We start from the raw sequence: 17543 nt of genomic DNA on the forward strand, positions 1-17543 counted from the left end.
AACGCTGGAGGGTGCGGGGCCCTCAAGCCGTTCCGTGCCTGCGAACAAGTTCGCTCGCGAAGATCCGCGGCCGCGCGGCTGACCGTGGGCCGGAAAAGTCATCGCATCAGGAAAAATGGCAGGACGGCGCTGATCTAGGTGGGGGTGGGCAATACACGCCGTCCTGCCGAGTGCCCCGCCGCTTGGGGTCAGCGGGGACAAAGGCGGTTGGTCTTCAATGCCGAATTCCCTGGGAGGAAAGGGAAACGGGCGGGGGAAATCACCCGGGGCGATAGACCTTTTGTCCGCCTTGTATGCTTCTGACCCTAGAACCGCGAGAGGCGCGCAAAGTTCCCGGCGGAGTTGTTTTTTTTCGCGCTCGCAAACGGCTTCAATTCGCAGCGATCGCCCGCAGCATCCACAGCGCCTTCTCGTGAAAATTCAACCGGTCGCCAAGCATGTCGGAAGTGGCAAGATCGCCCGCCTCGTCGGCCTTCTCGCCAGCAAGGCGCATGCTGCGCACCGCATGTTCATGATCGGCGATCAGATCGTTCACCATCCCGATCGCCGACGTGTGCCTGACCTCACGCGGCTCGGGAGAAAAGCCGGCGGCTTCGCTCAGTTGAACCGGGGCGAGATGGCCAAGGGCGCGAATGCGCTCGGCGATGATGTCGGCCGCTTCCAGCAGGGCCTGATAATGCTCCTCGGTCAGATCATGGAGGGGCTTGAACAGCGGACCGACGACGTTCCAGTGGTACAGATGGCTCTTGATGAGCAACTGGTAGGTCGATACGAGCGTGTCTGACAACAGGGTCGACATTTTCTCGCAGTACTCCGGCTCAAGACCGTTACGCAGTTCCTGGTCACGGGCCTTCGGTTTCAGTGCTTCGGATACATGCGCCATGACTTTACTCCTTCTCCGTTTTGCCAATACGACGACGGGCCGCGATTGCGGCCCGTCGAAGCGTTACAGAGGAATTAAATCTCCTGGAATTTAGCGCAACAGAACGCTGTCAGGATTTTCCTCGTATGCCTGCATCGTGAACTCGGGATGGTTCTCGAGCTGTTCCTGGGTGAAGGAGGTGTAGATCGACAGGTTGCCGTTCTCGTCCTTCATGATCTCCAGGTTTTCCGCATCGAGCGCTACCGGTTTTTCACCGATCCCGAGGAACCCGCCGACATCAATGATGTAGGCTCTGACCTCGTCCTCGGCGGTAACGATCACGTCACCGACTTCGCCGAGGTCTTCGTCCCCCTGACCGTAGATGTTGGTGCCGATCAGTTCTTCGGCACTCAGGGTCATGGCGTCCACCATCTGCATACCTTCCCGGGCAGGCTGAGCCGGCGCAGCCGGATCGGTCTCTGTCTGGGCAGTCTGGTCAAGGGCAGCCGGATCTTCCTGGTCAGCCGTGGTATCGGTGGTCATCTGCTGCTCGGATTCCGTACCGGTCATCGGCTGCTCAGCGTCGGTTTCGGCGCTGGTCATCTGCTGATCGGTGCCCGTGCCGGTCGCCGGCTGCTCAGCGTCGGTCTCGGCACTGGTCATCTGCTGATCGGTGCCCGTGCCGGTCGCCGGCTGCTCAGCGTCGGTCTCGGCACTGGTCATCTGCTGATCGGTGCCCGTGCCGGTTGCCGGCTGGTCAGTTCCGGTGTCGGCGCTGGTCATCTGCTGGTCGGTCACCAGTGCACGATCAAACTCCGGAGCGTTCTCCAGTTCCTCCTTGGTGGCGTTGACCACCAGGCGCTGGTTGTCCTCGGTCCAGTCATTCTGACCGGCCTGATCGTCAGCCCCTGTGGGCTGCGCCTTCACCCATTCGACGCGGCTGTAGTCGATCGCGACATCCTTGGTACCGATACCGAGGAAACCACCGACACCGATCACCAATGCCTGCGCCTTGCCGTCCTGGGTAATCACCACATCGGCGACCTGCCCGATCTCTTCAGCGTCTTCGCCGGTACCGCTATAGACGGTCTTGTCCAGCAGTTTCGATGCCAGAACCTGGTCTCTGGAGGCCTGGAAGAACCCGTCGACCTGGTTCATTTGCGTCGCATCGGTCTGCGCCTGGACGTCAGTCTTCGCGCCTTCGGCGACTGCACCGCCAACCAAGAGTACGCTAAGCGCTGTACTAGCTAATAGAGTGCGGATCATGTCAGTGTCTCCTCTTCTGTTTCGGCACAAAGTAAACCCCGCTGCCCTTTGAACGCTGATCTTGAGCGCTGGCACAGCGTGGATCTAATTGTCTTCAAACAACCACTCGGCGCTGGAAAAGTTCCGGAATGAAAAAGGTTTTTGTACAAAATATTTCAACTTCACATAGCAGAATGGATTGAAAGCAATCAGGTCGATGCAGGACCCTGGACTCAACGGTAGAATTGCGCGTGGCGTGCCTGCCCGACATGCGATCTCGCTGGTCCTCATTTCCTATGGAATGATCCCCGCCCAAGCGTTCTGGTGGCCGTTCCGCGGAGTGCACGCGGCTTACGAACCGCCGTCCCCGCCGCTGCGGCGAGGCGTCACCCAGGGCAGCTCGAACCGTTCTTGCGGATCGAAGAAGCGCGTACCGGGCAATTGTCCGGTGGGGCCCTCCTCTTGCATGGCTGAAAACGCTTTCAGCCGACCCGTCCGGGCGGCCAGGCGATCGAGCCCGCGCAGGAAAGATCCTTCCGACCTGACCGCTTCATCAAGCGCAGCCACGCTCACGCCGGCAAGATCCGCCATCAGACCGCGGCACTGTCGCCTGATCGTTTCGGCGGTCGCCTCGTCGTCGGCTTCGATGACCAGGTCGCATTCGGTATCGATGCCGAAGGACCGGTTATTGAGGTTGGACGAACCGACCCGCAGGATTCGATCGTCGACGATCAGGACCTTGGAATGCACGAGGATCTCGACCTCATGGCGATCACCGTCTGTCCTGGCCGCCAGGGGATAATAGACGCGCAAGCGGTCTTCCCGGTCGGCCTTTTTCAGGCGCCGGATCAGCCGGTCGCGGTTGCCTCCCATGGCCCAGGTCTCAACCACTCCCGGCAGGGTCCGGCTGGTGATGACGACCACTTCGGGTCCGCCGGGCCGCTCCAGGAGTTCCTCGACGACCCGGCCGATGCGGACGCTGCAAAAATATTGCGCCTCGACATAGACGAGGTCACGCGCCGACCTCAGCATATCCTCGGCCAGATGGAGAATTTCGCTGACAGCAGTCCCTTTGCGCCAATCCGGCATGGTGCGCGAGATGCCGACGGTGTGGTCGTTAAACTGCGGTTCAAGACCCTCCGGCCATACGTCGCCGTCACGACCGCACGGCCGTAAGGCTTCACCGGTCGCAAGGCGCCAGCGCTCTCGCACAAGATCGGCCAGCGCCACCGCGGCGTCGGAATCGACGATCATCTGTACGTCGCGCACCGGTCCGTGCCGCCGGCCGTTCAGACCCCTTCGCCGACGGTCCCGGGACAGATGCGCCCTTGTGTCCCAACGCCCGGTGGTGAGGTCGACGCCCCCGACAAATGCCACCGTATCATCGATGGCTATGATCTTCTGATGGTGGGAGGCATAGAACGGATGCATTGTGTCGAGCCGCAACGAGATCTCGCGGATGCCGCATCCAGCCGGCGCCGAACAGCAGCGCGGCCATGCCGCTGAAACCGTGCAGAACCGCAGTGCTCCAGACCAGGATATGGACTTCAAGCTCCGGCTGCTCTTCCACCAGCTTGCGCAGGAGTGGACCGAGCGGAACGGGTTCGTCCATGGTCCCTTCCGGATCGAGGAAAATCGTTCCGTCGAAGTCCCATCCGGCGATCAGGATCGATTTGCGCGCACGCCGAAGCGTCTGTTCCAGAACGTTGAAATAGTTTTGCGCGTCCACCAGCACCGCGGCACGCGCGGCAAGCTCGGTGCGCCAGCAGTTGCGGCCGCGTTCCAGTATCGTCACATCGCCTGCCCTCTTCGGGCGCTCAGGGGCAGGCTTCTCGTTTTCGGCGGAGAGTGCGCCTCCCCTCTCCTGCATATCAGGACAAGCTCTGCCTGCGTCCATTTCCTCGCTCCGGATCGGTCGTGTTCAGTAAATATCGACACCGGAACACCAGCCCTGCATCCAGGCGACATACCCGGATGCGGGGATGCTCCAGCCGTTTGAAAGCGATCCATTTTCCGCATGCGGGCATGGCCCCCTGAATGCGGAGAACGGATCTAAGCCAAGTCCTCGCGCAGCCCCTCGAACACGCCGCGCCTGATACTGTTTTCGTCCGTCAATTCGGCATAACCGACGTCGACAACCACGTCCGGGGTCACCCAGTTAGCCGTGTCAGCCACATCCGGCGGCACCTCGTCGAAGGGGCTGGTCTTGCGGCCGCGTGTCTTCAGCTTCTTCCAGAGCCGCTCCAGGTCATCCCCGGCAAAGCCGCCGCCGACCCGGCCGCGGTAGCACAGCGAGCCGTCTTCCCGGGATCCGATGAGAAGCGAAGCGAACGGCCTGCCCTTTGCCTTCGACGGCGTCCAGCCGCCGACGACGAAAGCCTGGCGCCGTTGGGCCATGATCTTCAGCCAATCATCGTTCTGCGTCCCGCTGTAGCGGCTGTCCGCAGCCTTGGAAACGATGCCGGCACCGCCTGCTTTCCTCACGGCCTCAAATGCCTTGGCGCCGTTGCCGCGCACGTGGACACAGTAATGGACCGGCGAACCTTCCGGCCCGCCCGCCAGCAACTGCTCAAGCAGCGTCTTGCGTTCCAGCAGCGGCTTGTCAACCAGCTGCTCGCCGTTGAGTTCCAGCAGGTCGAAGGCGATGAAGAGCACGGGCCGGCCCTCGTCCACATCGCGCTGCAAGGCGGAAAGCGGCGCGCGTTTGCCCGGCTTCGCCGAAACCACTTCGCCATCGATCAGCGCGTTTTCGCACTCGAGTGCGGCAAAGGCTTCCGGCAGGCCCTCAAAGCGGCCGGTCCAGTTGCGGCCGGTCCCGGAGTAGAGCAGGGCCCCGCCCTTACCGAGCGCGGCAAGACAGCGATAGCCGTCGAGTTTCGTCTCGTGCAGCCAGTCGTCGCCTTCGGGCGCCTTTTCCGCCGGCTTGGGGGTCTGCAGCTTGCGAAAACGCGGCCGCGAGAGGCTGAAAGACCGGCTCTCCTCCTTCGTGCGTTGCGTCTTCTTGTTGCGGCTCTTCGGCTTCCTGCCATCCGCGATCTCCTCCATCTCGCGCGCCGTGGCGACGCTGGTGAGATAGCGCGCGGTCAGCGTGTCTTCGCCGCTTTCCTCGAATGCATCGTGTTCCTTGATGAGCAGCCAGTTCTCGCGCTTTTCGCCCTCTTTTGCGCGCATGCGCACCAGCGCCCAGCCGCCCTTCATGCGCTCGCCGTACAGCCTGACCTTCAGCCTGCCCTTGCGAAGCCCTTTCCTGAAATCCTCCTGCGGCTCCCACCAGCCCTGGTCCCACAGCATCACCGTGCCGCCGCCATACTGGTCCTTCGGGATCGTGCCTTCGAAATCGCCATAGTCGAGGGGATGGTCCTCGGTGCGGACAGCCAGGCGCTTGACCGACGGATCGGCGCTCGGCCCGCGCGTCACGGCCCAGCTGAGCAGCACGCCTTCCCATTCCAGCCGGAAATCGTAGTGCAGCCGCGTCGCGGCATGCTTCTGGACAACGAAGAGAGGTTTGTCAGACGGCTTGTCCGCCGCAGAACCCTGCGGTTCAGCCGTACGTGAGAAATCGCGCTTGGCGACATATTCCGCAAGCCTGTCGACCGAAACACCCATTACGTCGCTCCTTCAGGGTGCCAACGCGAAACGGTCAGCCCGGTTCCTTTCCGGCGCGATCTTGCGCGCGATCACGTTGCGTCCGTGTCCTTGCTTTCCGCGAGGGCGCCGGTCACCAGGTATTTCAGAAGCAGATCCTTCCAGCTCTTTGGCCTATCAAGCCCGAGCCTTTCCAGGCAGTCGGCCTCGACCGGCCCGGACGTCAATCCCCTTGCCACGAGCCGCGCCAGGGCGGTTTTCGATTTGCCCGCCTGTTTCAGGACAGACAATGCCGGCAGAAGACGCCGTTCGACTTCCGTGAAGTCGGTGCCGAAGGGAAAGCGCGGCAGGAGGCCCTTGCGGCGGGCGGGGGCCAGCCAATAGCTCAGCCGGTCCGCCGTATTCAGGCGCCGGGCGGCGCTGATTTCGTAGCCCGGGTCGATTTTTCCCGCCCGCTTGGCCTGCTCCAGAAGCCCCTGCTGGAAGCGGCTGTCGGCGATATCGAGCATCGCGGCAATGCATTGCTCGTCCGTCTTGGCCCTCAGGTCCGCCACGCCGTATTCGGTCACCACGATGTCCCGGTAGTGCCGTGGCACGGTCATATGCGGATAGTTCCATCGGATGTTCGACACGGTCTTGCCGTTGCTTTCGCGCGTTGCGTTCAAGGTGATGATCGAGCGGCCGCCCTCCAGTTCCAGCGCCTGGGAGACGAAGTTGAACTGGCCTCCGACACCGCTGACCACCTGCCCGTCGCCGGTGCCGTCGGATACGGCCGCCCCGAGGCAGGTGACGATCATGGCGTTGTTGACGAAGCGGGCATCCCGCCGGGCGGCCCGCTTCTTCTCCTCATCGCCGTAAAGCGAATTAGTGAAGGAAACCGGCATCATGGCAATCCTGTCACGGGTCGCCACCGGCATTTCCCTCAACCGCCGGTAGAAGTCCCGGCACTCCAGGAAGAAGGCCGCATGGATCGCCGCACCGTCCACTTCCCTGCGGATGATCCCGCTTTCGAACAGTTCGAGGAGACCGCCGACCAGCATCTCGGTAACGGAGTAGAGCCCTTCTTCGAAACGGGCGCGGTGTTGTTCGGGGGCGCCATCCGGGAAGGGGCAGGCGTCGAACAGGGAGAGATAGTCCTCGTTCTTGTGCTCGCGCAGCAGCAATGCCTGGGCGATCGCATCGCCGATCGAGCCGATGCCGATCTGGAGCGTGCCGCCATCGGGAACGAGTTGAGAGACCTGAAGACCGATGGCGATGTGCTGCAGGCTGACCGGTTGACGGACGGCGGAAAACAGCTCGAAGGAGGTATCCGGCTCGAGCATGATGTCGACCTCGCCATCGCCGACGACCGCCGGACCGCCCATGAAGGGCAGGTTCTCATTGATCTCGGCCGCGAAGATAAATTCGGCCCGCCCCTGCCGCCGCGCGGCCAGAAGGTCCACGGTTATGTCGGTGTTGCAGCTCAGGCTGGTCCTGCCGTCGTCATCGCGCGCCAGCAGCTGGGCAACGACATTCGGCTGAAAGTCCAGGGCATAGGTGAGCGCATGGGTGTAGTTGGCCGAGATGTAATGACGCTGCGCATAGGCATTGCCGAGCCAGTACCCGGCCTGAAAGAAGAACTCGCGGACCTGGATATTGGCCGGCAGCGTGCCCTCTTCGATCATCTGCGCATAAAGGATCGGTTCATAGCGGCCGAACAGCCGGTCGGCGGCCGGTTCGAGAAAGCGGCGTTTGAGGCCGGCTTTCGCCGCCGGCCGCTGCAGCGTGAGCGCGGTCAGGATCGTCAGGCTGATCTGCGGATCCGCGCAGGCGGCCCGCGTCAGCGCGTTGACGATGCCGTTCGCCTTGCCGAGCCCGAGCGGCAGAGCAAGCCGGATCCGGCCGCCGGTCTGGTCGATGATCCGGCGGGCGACATCATCGGCGGCGCTGTCCACGGACGGCTTACTCTTTGCCAATGTCTTTCCAGCCCTCATCCGGCGCAAAACGCGGTCCGTGCCGGCGAGCCAGTTCCTCCAGCGTCACCACGATCTCGTCCGGTCCGCGCTGACGTGCGTAGTGGATCGGCCCGCCGCGGAAGGGTGCAAAACCGGTTGCGAAGATCATCGCGGCGTCGAGCGTGTCCGGATCGCCGACGACGCCCTCGCGCAGGCATTCGACCGCCGCGTTCAGCATGGAAAGGATGAGACGGTCCTGGTTGACACTGGACATCTCGTCATTGGCCTTGCTCTTCTGCGGCTCGCCATCCTTCCATGCATAGATGCCCTGCCCGGATTTCTCGCCAAGCTCGCCCTTCTCGACACGCTTGCGCATCCAGCCGGGAATCTCCGCAATCGGCTTTTCGAGCTTGTCGCGCAGGCTGTCGGCGACGTCCAGGCAGATGTCGAGCCCGACCCTGTCGGCAACCTCCAGCGGCCCCATGGGCATGCCGAACCGTTCCGCTGCCTGATCGATTGCGGCCGGCTCGATGTCTTCATCGACCATCAGTGCCGCCTCGAGCAGATAGGGGGTGAGGATGCGGTTGACGAGGAAGCCCGGATAGGTCCGGACAGGAGTCGGCAGGCGGTCGATCTCTCCGGTAAAGGCGTTCAGCAGCGCCAAGGTCTCCGCGCTCGCCTGGGGATGAGACACAACCTCGACAAGTTCGAGTTTGGAAACCGGATTGAAGAAATGCAGACCCGCAAACCGGCCGGGGTTCTTCAGCACCGACGCCAGCCCGCCCAGCTCCAGGCTGGACGTATTGGTGGCGATGACGGCATCCTCGCGGGCGCGCTCGTCGATCGATGTCAGCAATTCCCGTTTCAGATCCGGTTTTTCCGGCGCCGCCTCGATGATGAGATCGGCTTCACCCAGTCCGTAGCTCCGCGGGTCCGGCATGAGACGGTCGAGCACGTCGCGGATTTCGATGTCCGAAAGATGTTCTTTTCGGGCGGTGCGGGCCGCCTCCTCAACCGCCTTGCCCAGCGGCTCCAGCTCGATGTCGCTGATCGTCACGCGGAACCCCTTGATGGCGCACCAGGCGGCGATCTCCGCTCCCATCGTGCCCGCGCCGACGATATGCACGCTGGTCACACCGCTTTTCCCGTCGCCGTTCTTTTTCAGCTTCTCGCGGAGGAAGAAGACACGGATGAGGTTCTGCGCCGTATCAGTGGTGATAAGATGGGCGAAGGATCGGATTTCCGCCTGCTGCATGGCGCTGCGGTCGCCGCCATGGCTTTCCCAGATACCGATCAGCGCATGGGGTGCGGGATAGTGTTCGCGCGGCGCCTTTTCCTCCGTCTGCGAACGCATGCGGCCGGCCGCCATGTTGCGTGCCGGACCGAGGTCGAGAACGGCTGCCTTGAACCCGCGTCCGTTGTGCTGCTTGCCGTCCTTTCGGGCAAACGCCGCCACCGCCGCGCGCAGATGGCGCTCCTGGGTGATTTCATCGGCAATGCCCAGCTTTTTCGCCTTTTTCGTATGGGCGGACTTGCCGGTCAGCATCAGGGTCATGGCTTCGGTCGGGTCGATCAGTTCGGACAGGCGGAACGTGCCGCCGAGCCCGGGATGCAGCCCGAGGCGGACTTCCGGAAAGCCGAACCATGCCCCGTCGATGGCGATACGGTAATCGCAGGCAAGCGCCAGTTCGAAGCCGCCGCCCAGCGCGAAGCCGTGCACGACCGCGATGGTCGGGCACTTGAGGGCTTCAAGGCGATCGATCACGCCATGGCCGGCGCGCAGGCGTTCGGCAATGGCGTCTTCGTCACTTGCACCGCGGAATTCGGACACGTCCGCGCCGGCGATGAAGCCTCCGGGTTTTGCCGACCTGACCACAAGGGCCTTCGGCAAGTCCGCCTCGACCGCCTCCAGCAGCTGGGACAGATCCGTCAACACGGTTTCGGACAAGGTATTGGTACCGGTGTCCTTGCAGTCGACGATCGCCCAGGCGACGCCGCTTTCGTCGCGGCGCAGCCGCCAGTTGCCGAAGTTGGTTTCCGGGCCGGAGCCGAGCTCGAGGCTGGTTTTGCCGATCACGGATAGAACGGGCTTGTTCATCAGACCATCTCCACAAGCATTGCGCCGCCCTGTCCGCCGCCGATGCATTCGGAGGCGATGCCGCATTTCTTGCCGAGCCGCGCCATCGCGCGCACCAGATGCAGGACGATACGGTTGCCGCTCGTGCCGACGGGATGGCCGAGCGAGATCGCGCCGCCGTCGACATTGAGCCTGTCGTGATCGATCGGACCGAATGCCTCGGGCAGATCCAGGATTTCCCGGCAGAAGGTTTCGTCCTCCCACGCGGCAAGGCAGGCGAGCACCTGCGCGGCAAAGGCTTCATTGATCTCCCACAGGTCGATGGCTTCGCGGCCCAGCCCGTTGCGTTTCATCATTTCGGTCGCGCACAGGACCGGGCCAAGCCCCATCACGGAGGGATTGAGCGCGGACCACTGGCTGTCGCGCAGGGTGGCCATCGGATCGAGGCGGTGGCGCTTGACCGCCTCCTCCGAGGCCAGGATGACCCAGGAAGCACCATCGGTGATCTGCGACGAGTTACCTGCCGTCACCTTGCCGTAGGGCTTTTCGAATGCGGGCGAAAGCTTTGCGAGGCTCTCCATGTTGCTGTCCGGGCGAACGCCGTCATCCTTCCGGTAGACATTGCCGTTCCGGTCGAAGGCGGGTTCAACTTCACCGTCAAGCCAGCCCTCCTCCTGGGCTTTTGCTAACCGGCGATGACTCCCCACCGCGTAGTGATCCGCCGCCTCCCGGCTGATGCCGAAGCGGTGCGCCAGGATTTCGGCGGTCTGGCCCATGTTGAGATCGGTGATCGGATCGGTGAGCCCACGTTCAAGGCCGATGACCGGCTTGAAGAAATCGGGCCGGATGTCGGCGAGCAATGAGGCGCGTTCGAGCGTGCCCTTCGCCCGCGCCATGCCCGCGTACCATTCGACCGCATCGTTGCGGAACACCAGCGGCGTATGACTGAGCGCTTCCGTGCCGCCTGCCAGGATCAGATCGGCCGAACCATCGCGGATGTAACGGTAGGCGGTATCGATCGACTGCATGCCCGACCCGCAGTTGATCTGCACGGTGAAGGCCACCGTGTCCTCGCCCATGCCCAGGCGCAGGGCGGCAACACGGGCCGGATTCATCTCGTCGGCGATGACGTTGACGCAGCCGAGGATGACCAGGTCATAGGCGTCGTAAGCGGCAGGCTGACGCGTCAGGAGCGGGCGGCCGCACTGGACGGCGAGATCCACCGGCGTGAACGGCCCGGGCCCGCCGCGCGCCTTGAGAAACGGCGTGCGCGAACCGTCGATGATGTAGACTGGCCTCTGATCGGTCATTCCGCTGCGTCCCTGTGCTCACGGTCCGGCCGTTTCCGGACGATTTCCGATGGATCGAAATCATCGACGGCGATCACCTTGTCGATGAGAGCTTCTGCCTGCCGCAGCTTCTGCTCTTCCGCCGCGGTCAAGACGCCCTTCCGGAGCGCCTCGTCGGCGGTGAGCCTGGCCTCACGTAGCTTGCGGCGCAGCGGTTCGACCTCCACGACCATGGCAAATGCGTCCTCCAGTTTCCTCAAGGCTCCCTCGCCGCCGACCGCATGCACGCCGGCGGTCAGCCGGTCGCGCGTCGATGACGGCGTCAGCAGCAGCTCGGCACATTCGCGGGTCAGATCGTCGGACGGGCCGCGATGGGCGCCTCCCGGAAGGGTCACCATCCTCAGGAACAGCGCCGCCGGCCGGTTGGGCAGGTTGACCAGCACCTGATCGAGGCTGGACGCGATCGTGGCAAAAGAGGTCTCCGCCGCCCATTCGACAAGCGGGAAATCCGCGGCGGTACTACCCTCGTCGTGCCAGCGCTTCAGAACGGCGGACATCAGGTAAAGCTCGGACAGCACATCGCCAAGCCGGGCGGAGAGCATCTCCTTGCGTTTCAGCGAACCGCCCAGCGTCAGCAGGGCGAAATCGGAGATCAGCGCGAAAGCGGCGGCATAGCGTGACAGCCGCCTGTAGATCCATGTGGCCCTGCCGGCGTCCGGCGCCGGTGCGTACATACTGCCGGTCCAGGCCCTGCCGGCTGCGCGGAAGAACGTCTTCACCGCGTGTCCGGCATGGGCCCAGAAAGCCTTGTCGAACGCGTCCAGTGCTTCGTCTTCGTCGTCCTTGTCGAGGGCGAGAATTTCATCCAGCAGATGCGGGTGGCAGCGGATCGCGCCCTGACCGAAGATGATCATGTTGCGCGTCAGGATATTGGCCCCTTCCACGGTGATGCCCACCGGGACGGACTTGTGAAAGTTGCCGAGATAGTTGTTCGGCCCGTCGATCACGGTCTTGCCGCCATGCACGTCCATGGCATCGTCGATGGCCTCGCGCATGCGATAGGTGGCGTTCGATTTCATGATGCTGGAAATCACGGCGAGCTTTCGGCCCTCATCGAGGCCGGCACAGGTCAGTTTCCGGGCCGCGTCGAGCAGGTAGGCATTGGCGGCAAGGCGCCCGAGGCGGCGCTGAACGCCCTCGAACTTGCCGATGGGAATTCCGAACTGTTCGCGGATGCGGGAATAGGCTCCTGTGGTGTGTGCGGCCATCGACGCGGCGGCCGAAGACAGCGAGGGCAGCGAGATGCCGCGCCCGGCGGCAAGCGCGCTCATCAGCATGATCCAGCCCTTGCCGGCATAATCCGGTCCGCCGATGATGTTGTCGAGCGGTATGAAGACATCCTCTCCGGTGGTCGGGCCGTTCTGAAAAACCTGGCCGCAGGGAATGTGACGCCGTCCGATCGAAACGCCCGGCAGGCCGGTCGGGACAAGAGCGCAGGTAATACCCTCCGCGCCCTGCCTGCCCAACAGGCCGTCCGGGTCCTGCAGCTTGAAGGCAAGTCCGAGAACGGTGGAGACCGGGCCGAGCGTAATGTAGCGCTTGGACCAGTTGAGGCGCAGGCCGACGACGCCGTCCTGCTCACAGACGACGCCCGTATCGCGCATGGCTGAAGCGTCGGAGCCGGCATGTTCGCTCGTCAGCGCAAAGGCCGGCACCTCTTCTCCCTTTGCCAGCCGCGGCAGCCAGTGGTCCTTCTGTTCGTCCGTGCCGAATTGCAGCAGCAACTCCCCCGGCCCGAGCGAGTTGGGCACCATGACGGTAACGCCGGCCGTAATCGAGGCGGTCGAAATGCGTCGCACGACCTCGGAATGGGCAAAGCTGGAAAAACCGAGGCCGCCATACTCTTCGGGAATGATCATGCCGAAGAAACGGTTGGATTTCATGAATTTCCAGACGTCCTCGGGAAGATCGCCGGCGCGGGTGATCTCCCAGTCGTGGAGCATGGTGCACAGCTCCTCGCAGGGACGGTCGAGGAATTCCTGCTCCTTGCCCGTAAGGGCGGCGGGTGCGGTGGCCAGCAGCTTGTTCCAGTCGGGATTGCCGCTGAAAAGGTCGGCATCCCACCAGACCTCGCCGGCGTCGACGGCATCGCGCTCGGTTTCGGAAAGCGTCGGAAGCTGGCCCCGTGCCCAGTTGAATATCGGGCGCGTGAGCCTGTCGCGTCGAAATGTGCGCATCGCCATGGAATACTCCTGCCTGCGGAATGGCGGGAAGTCGGAAAAGTTCCAAAGTGTTCGTGAGCGGCACAGGGTCGCTCAGCCCAGAAACGGGCCTCGAAGTCGTTCAAGACCCTCACAATGACTTAGGGTACGCCTGCCAAAGTTCAACGCGCCGGCGTCTGAACGGCAAGCCCTTGCCTAAAGCACGTCATCGGCCAATGGCTTGCCGCTCTGGTTCGAGTCGATGATTTTCCTGACCTCTTTGATCAGCTGTTCACGGTCCTCGCTCGGGCTCTCGGCCTGTGCGGAGCTGAGTTCGGTCAAAACGGCCTTCAGCCAGCTCTTGCGGTCATCGGCCGAATAGCCCTCGTCGGCGAGGACATCCTGTATTTCGTTCAGCCTTACCTGCTTGCTCGAATGAGGCACATTCAACTTGCGTTCTGCTTTTTCTGTCATTGATCCCCGGTTCCAATTGACTGTCCAGGAAATAAACGAAACAGCGTCGGCTTGGTTCCCATGCGGGGCGGGGACCGTGCCGCGAACACAGTCAGACTGGAGCTGTCCGCGCCAAATTGATCATGCCCCGGATGCGCAGCCGGGTCTTGACGTCGTTCATGATCCGGAGGACCTGGTGCTGTCCCGGCCGTACACGTCCACGAGCCTGCGCAGATTGTCGGAGATGATCCTGAACTCTTCCGCCCGCGCCTGCTGCTCGGCGAAACCTTCCTGGATCACGGCGCCGGGATCCTCCTGGTGGTCCTTCACGCGGCGGCGCTCGTCGAGCCATTCGTAAAGAACCGCCCGTTTTTCCTCGTCCTTCGCCAATAGAAAGAGCACTTTCGTCAGGATATCGCGATGGGCGGTGAGGCGTCCCTCCGCTTCATCCTCGCTCATGCCAAGCGTCCCGGTGTGCATGTCTTTCTCGCCGTGCGGATCCATCAGTGCCGGACCTCCAGCACCGTCTTGCCGCGGCTGTGTTCCATTTTCTGCACCTCCTGGGCCTGGCCGGCCTGCGACAGCGGATAGGTCCGCTGGACTTCCACGCGGATCTGGCCCTGATCGATGAATTGCGCGATGGCATAAAGCTGCTTGCCGTTCGGCTTGGCCATGAAGCCCGTTGCCCTGACGCCGTATTCCCGCGCCTTTTCAACGTCCGGCTCGTTCAGCGTCGAGACCAGCCGGCCGCCGGAAACGAGGACCTCGAACGAGCGGTCCTGCGTGTCACCTCCGATGAGGTCGAGGACGAGGTCGACCGGTCTGACAACCTCCTCGAAGCGTTCCGATTCATAATCAACCACCTGATCGGCACCCAGCCGCGTGACGAAGTCGATGTCGAGCTGGCTGACCGTGGTTGCCACCCATGCGCCGCGGGTCTTGGCCAACTGTATGGCGAGATGCCCGACACCGCCTGCGCCGCCATGGATCAGCACCCGCTGGCCGCGGCGCAGTCCCCCGCAATCAAAGAGGCCCTGGCCCGCGGTCATCGCGGCGAGCGGCACGGCGGCAGCTTCCGTCATTGTCAGTTCGCGCGGTTTGGGCGAGAGATACCCGACATTGACCGCGACGTAGTCGCCATAGCCTCCGGTCTCCATGTCGAGAAAGGCAAATACCTGCTGGCCGATCTTGACGTCGGTCACGTCCTCACCGAGTTCAACGACCTTGCCGGCAATGTCCCTTCCGGGAACGATCGGAAGATCCCTCTCCTGGACCACCGGATATTTGCCTTCGCGGATCTTCCAGTCGACGGGATTGACGCTTGCGGCGTGGACTTCAACGAGAACCTGTTTGCGTCCGGGCGACGGCTTGTCAACTTCTTCAAACTGCAGAACGTCCGGATCTCCGAATGCGTGCATTCGTACGGCGTACATGGTTTTCCTCCCTCGACGATTTCAGGGCGCGCTTTTGGGACCGGAAGTGGCGCCAGCTTCTGGTGGCTGTCGCCCGCCGGGCATGCGCTTCTTTTTAGGGCACGGACGCACAAAATTGGACGCACTGGTCGCTTTGGAGCGGCAGCGTCAAAGCCCTTGGCCGATGCACAAAGACCGCCCTGCGGAGTTATCCTCTCCGCTCCTTGCCGTTTAGACGCCGGTGCGTTCAATTTTATGCGTCCGTACTCTTGTTGAACCCGAATCCGGCCGGTTTTGTTCCCCTGCCAGTCAGAATTCTCCGCCATCCGGCGGGCTGGCGTCGCTTACTCCACAAGCGCGTAAGCAGAGAGAAAACGGGGCCTGCGAGCGCGGTTCATTTCCAGGGAGAACCGGTCTTCGGCCGCTATATGCCGCCGGCGTGCCACTGCGCCGGAAAATCTTCCCGATGATGCCGCAAAGGCTTGAAATCGCCTTGGCGTGCGGACATTCTGCAACCGGAAGACGTGCCATCTTGAGGTCAGGAGGAGAGATGACCGGCCACTGGCTTGCGCTTTACACATTCGGACAGTTCGGCTACCGGGCGGACCACCCACGCGTCGACCTGTTCCACACCGCCGAACCCGGTGTCTGGGCGGCCATGGAGCGCGCCGAGGGCTTCATCGCCCGCTCCGGCTACGAGGACGAACCCGGGACGGAAAGCTGGGGCGAACAGGTGTTTCCGAAATACTGGACCGACAATGGCGACGGCTGGGCCCCGTCCACCATCTCGCTCTGGCAGAACCTGGAATCGGCCCTCGCTGCGGTTTACCGCGGTCTCCATGCCGAGATCCTGAAGCAGGGACATCTCTTCATGCAGGAAGCGGCGGACTATCCGCCCTATGTGCTTTGGTGGGTGCCGGAAGGTCACCAGCCGGACTGGGCCGAGGCTGTCGAACGGCACGAGTATCTTGGCGACAACGGCCCCACCACGCGGGCCTTCACATTCAAGAGCGCCTTCGACCCGGCGGGAAAGCTCGTGACGGCGAACGGCGCCGCCGCACGGCAGATAGCCGAACGCAATCGCCTTCGTGCGGACGTGCCCAGGGCAGTTCAGTAATCAGAAGAAGATGTCGTCGAGATCGTCGGATTGCGTCTGAGGTGCCTGCAAGGCAGAGGTGCTGTCCTGCGCCTCCCCGAAAAGACCGTCATGAACGCGCCGTTCGCGGTCCATCGTGTAAGCGGCGCGCAATCTGCCCAGCTGCTCCAGGTCGATGATGGACCGGTCGAGCATCTCCGGTGCGACAGGCGCGCATGCACGCAACGTCTTGACGGCGGAACGGGGGTCTTTGGCCTGAACGTGCAACTGTGCCGCCCGGCCCGGCGTACCGGACGGACGGCATCCAACTATAATCGAATAATCATGGTGCCCTGACGCTCTTCCATCGGCATGGGGGACGGGCCGACCGAAGCGGCAGATGATCGACGATTGGCATGCTTTGTCTCCTTTTGCTGGTTCGTCAGTTTTCGATGACGACGATTTCAGCCTTCATGTTGGGGTGGAAAACGCAGTAGTAGGTGGACGTTCCGGCGTCCGGGAACTCGATCCGCGCCGACTGGCCTTTCTTGAGTTCGCCCGTGTCCCAGAGCGTGTCGTCTTCGGTGGCGGTATGCGGTGCGGGATCGGTATTGACGAATTCGACCGTATCGCCGCGTGTGATGGTGAGCGTCGCGGGAGAGAAAACGAATCTCTCGATGACGACCTGATGGTTCTCACCGGCATGTGCAGCCGGCGCGGCGATGAGGAAAGCCAGGGCGGCACCCGTCAGGGTGCCGCCGAAGCACGCCGAGCGAACGGCCTCACGAAGCGCAGGCAAGGTCCGCGACCATTTGCTCGGCGTGAGCCTCATGTGCCTTGAAGGTGACAAGTGCATCTTCCAGGAGCGACTTGAGCTGCGGAACGGTCGCCCAGTGAATGAACTTCTCCCCGACGGTCTGGTTGACGACCTGATGATAGCCGAGCTCGTTCTGTGCATAGGCGCAGTCGAACGCCTTGCCGGAGAGTTCGACGAATTCGGCGCGCTTCTCGGCCGCACCTTTGACGAGCACCTGGCTCAGGTCGTTATCCTGCGGCGTCACGTTGAGTTCTTCGATCAGCGCGCCGGCCTCCGCATTCACCGCGGTGTGGTCGCGGATCATCAGGCTGGCGAACTCGCGAACCGCGTCGTCCTCGCTCAGTGCCAGCGCCAGATGGGCATAGCGGATGTCGAGCTGGCCGGCGGTATAGGCGGTGTGGGCGATTTCAAGATCGTTCATCGCCGCTTCGTCCGCAATGGCGGTCCCGGACAGGACGGCGCCCAGAAGCAGCGTGGAAAGCAGGTGGTTTTTCATGGTTCAATCTCCTCTTTGGAATTACGACAGAGAGAGAAAGCCACAGCACAGCCGAACTGATAATGCGCAATCGTCCGCATTATCATTCAGATCGTTC

General features: G+C 62.9%; 16 protein-coding genes. 1 reads left to right on the forward strand and 15 read right to left on the reverse strand.

Going from position 1 to position 17543, the window contains the following annotated elements:
- Positions 1 to 370: 370 nt before the first annotated feature.
- The 12 genes from ON753_RS16535 to ON753_RS16590 all read right to left on the reverse strand — a co-directional run bounded on the left by ON753_RS16535 (position 371) and on the right by ON753_RS16590 (position 15079).
- The gene (locus ON753_RS16535) at positions 371 to 883 is read right to left on the reverse strand and encodes a Dps family protein (protein WP_265963713.1); all 513 of its coding nucleotides are present in this window, start codon (positions 881 to 883) and stop codon (positions 371 to 373) included.
- 90 nt (positions 884 to 973) lie between these two features.
- A complete protein-coding gene (locus tag ON753_RS16540) occupies positions 974 to 2128 on the reverse strand; it encodes a PRC-barrel domain-containing protein (RefSeq protein WP_265963714.1) in 1155 nt (384 codons plus the stop codon).
- A gap of 330 nt (positions 2129 to 2458) precedes the next feature.
- Positions 2459 to 3553, reverse strand: coding sequence for a phospholipase D-like domain-containing protein (locus ON753_RS16545; protein WP_265963715.1), 1095 nt, complete (start codon positions 3551 to 3553; stop codon positions 2459 to 2461).
- Positions 3489 to 3977 carry a phospholipase D-like domain-containing protein gene (locus ON753_RS16550; RefSeq protein WP_265963716.1) on the reverse strand — a complete coding sequence of 163 codons (489 nt, stop codon included), beginning with the start codon at positions 3975 to 3977 and terminating at the stop codon, positions 3489 to 3491. The genes ON753_RS16545 and ON753_RS16550 overlap by 65 nt, the downstream gene beginning before the upstream one ends.
- Before the next feature lie 182 nt (positions 3978 to 4159).
- Positions 4160 to 5713: a non-homologous end-joining DNA ligase gene (gene ligD / locus ON753_RS16555; RefSeq protein ID WP_265963717.1), complete on the reverse strand. Its 1554-nt coding sequence runs from the start codon at positions 5711 to 5713 to the stop codon at positions 4160 to 4162.
- A 71-nt stretch (positions 5714 to 5784) separates the two neighbouring features.
- Positions 5785 to 7647 (reverse strand): acetyl-CoA hydrolase/transferase C-terminal domain-containing protein, encoded by a 1863-nt coding sequence (locus ON753_RS16560; RefSeq protein WP_265963718.1) that lies wholly within the window; start codon positions 7645 to 7647, stop codon positions 5785 to 5787.
- Positions 7634 to 9724, reverse strand: coding sequence for a 3-hydroxyacyl-CoA dehydrogenase NAD-binding domain-containing protein (locus ON753_RS16565; protein ID WP_265963719.1), 2091 nt, complete (start codon positions 9722 to 9724; stop codon positions 7634 to 7636). Before ON753_RS16565 ends, ON753_RS16560 begins: the two co-directional genes overlap by 14 nt.
- Positions 9724 to 11013, reverse strand: coding sequence for an acetyl-CoA C-acetyltransferase (locus ON753_RS16570; protein WP_265963720.1), 1290 nt, complete (start codon positions 11011 to 11013; stop codon positions 9724 to 9726). The genes ON753_RS16565 and ON753_RS16570 overlap by 1 nt, the downstream gene beginning before the upstream one ends.
- On the reverse strand, positions 11010 to 13235 hold the full coding sequence (locus ON753_RS16575; RefSeq protein ID WP_265963721.1) for an acyl-CoA dehydrogenase: 2226 nt from the start codon (positions 13233 to 13235) through the stop codon (positions 11010 to 11012). Before ON753_RS16575 ends, ON753_RS16570 begins: the two co-directional genes overlap by 4 nt.
- 174 nt (positions 13236 to 13409) lie before the next feature.
- Entirely contained in the window at positions 13410 to 13667 is a 258-nt protein-coding gene (locus ON753_RS16580; RefSeq protein WP_265963722.1) for a hypothetical protein, read from the reverse strand.
- 156 nt (positions 13668 to 13823) lie between these two features.
- Positions 13824 to 14150, reverse strand: a complete 327-nt coding sequence (locus ON753_RS16585) for a hypothetical protein (protein WP_265963723.1) — start codon at positions 14148 to 14150, stop codon at positions 13824 to 13826.
- On the reverse strand, positions 14150 to 15079 hold the full coding sequence (locus ON753_RS16590; RefSeq protein WP_265963724.1) for an NADP-dependent oxidoreductase: 930 nt from the start codon (positions 15077 to 15079) through the stop codon (positions 14150 to 14152). The genes ON753_RS16585 and ON753_RS16590 overlap by 1 nt, the downstream gene beginning before the upstream one ends.
- Positions 15080 to 15608: 529 nt before the next feature.
- On the opposite strand from ON753_RS16590, the gene ON753_RS16595 reads away from it, so the two are divergent.
- A complete protein-coding gene (locus ON753_RS16595; protein WP_265963725.1) occupies positions 15609 to 16175 on the forward strand; it encodes a DUF3291 domain-containing protein in 567 nt (188 codons plus the stop codon).
- Here ON753_RS16595 and ON753_RS16600 read toward each other — a convergent pair whose 3' ends face one another.
- From ON753_RS16600 to ON753_RS16610, 3 genes are all read right to left on the reverse strand, one after another.
- A complete protein-coding gene (locus ON753_RS16600) occupies positions 16176 to 16421 on the reverse strand; it encodes a hypothetical protein (RefSeq protein ID WP_265963726.1) in 246 nt (81 codons plus the stop codon).
- A 154-nt stretch (positions 16422 to 16575) separates the two neighbouring features.
- Entirely contained in the window at positions 16576 to 16932 is a 357-nt protein-coding gene (locus ON753_RS16605) for a cupredoxin domain-containing protein (RefSeq protein WP_265963727.1), read from the reverse strand.
- A complete protein-coding gene (locus tag ON753_RS16610; RefSeq protein ID WP_265963728.1) occupies positions 16916 to 17446 on the reverse strand; it encodes a DUF4142 domain-containing protein in 531 nt (176 codons plus the stop codon). Before ON753_RS16610 ends, ON753_RS16605 begins: the two co-directional genes overlap by 17 nt.
- Positions 17447 to 17543: the final 97 nt, after the last annotated feature.

It is taken from the genome of Roseibium salinum (assembly GCF_026240905.1).
Taxonomy (GTDB): Bacteria; Pseudomonadota; Alphaproteobacteria; order Rhizobiales; family Stappiaceae; genus Roseibium; species Roseibium salinum.

Excerpts from the sequence above, each read along its gene's own strand:
- ON753_RS16570 (WP_265963720.1), bottom strand. The coding sequence starts at position 11,013 with ATGACCGATCAGAGGCCAGTCTACATCATCGACGGTTCGCGCACGCCG.
- ON753_RS16535 (WP_265963713.1), bottom strand. The coding sequence starts at position 883 with ATGGCGCATGTATCCGAAGCACTGAAACCGAAGGCCCGTGACCAGGAA.
- ON753_RS16585 (WP_265963723.1), bottom strand. The coding sequence starts at position 14,150 with ATGGATCCGCACGGCGAGAAAGACATGCACACCGGGACGCTTGGCATG.
- ON753_RS16580 (WP_265963722.1), bottom strand. The coding sequence starts at position 13,667 with ATGACAGAAAAAGCAGAACGCAAGTTGAATGTGCCTCATTCGAGCAAG.
- ON753_RS16575 (WP_265963721.1), bottom strand. The coding sequence starts at position 13,235 with ATGGCGATGCGCACATTTCGACGCGACAGGCTCACGCGCCCGATATTC.
- ON753_RS16550 (WP_265963716.1), bottom strand. The coding sequence starts at position 3,977 with ATGCAGGAGAGGGGAGGCGCACTCTCCGCCGAAAACGAGAAGCCTGCC.
- ligD (WP_265963717.1), bottom strand. The coding sequence starts at position 5,713 with ATGGGTGTTTCGGTCGACAGGCTTGCGGAATATGTCGCCAAGCGCGAT.
- ON753_RS16595 (WP_265963725.1), top strand. The coding sequence starts at position 15,609 with ATGACCGGCCACTGGCTTGCGCTTTACACATTCGGACAGTTCGGCTAC.
- ON753_RS16590 (WP_265963724.1), bottom strand. The coding sequence starts at position 15,079 with ATGTACGCCGTACGAATGCACGCATTCGGAGATCCGGACGTTCTGCAG.
- ON753_RS16565 (WP_265963719.1), bottom strand. The coding sequence starts at position 9,724 with ATGAACAAGCCCGTTCTATCCGTGATCGGCAAAACCAGCCTCGAGCTC.
- ON753_RS16540 (WP_265963714.1), bottom strand. The coding sequence starts at position 2,128 with ATGATCCGCACTCTATTAGCTAGTACAGCGCTTAGCGTACTCTTGGTT.
- ON753_RS16610 (WP_265963728.1), bottom strand. The coding sequence starts at position 17,446 with ATGAAAAACCACCTGCTTTCCACGCTGCTTCTGGGCGCCGTCCTGTCC.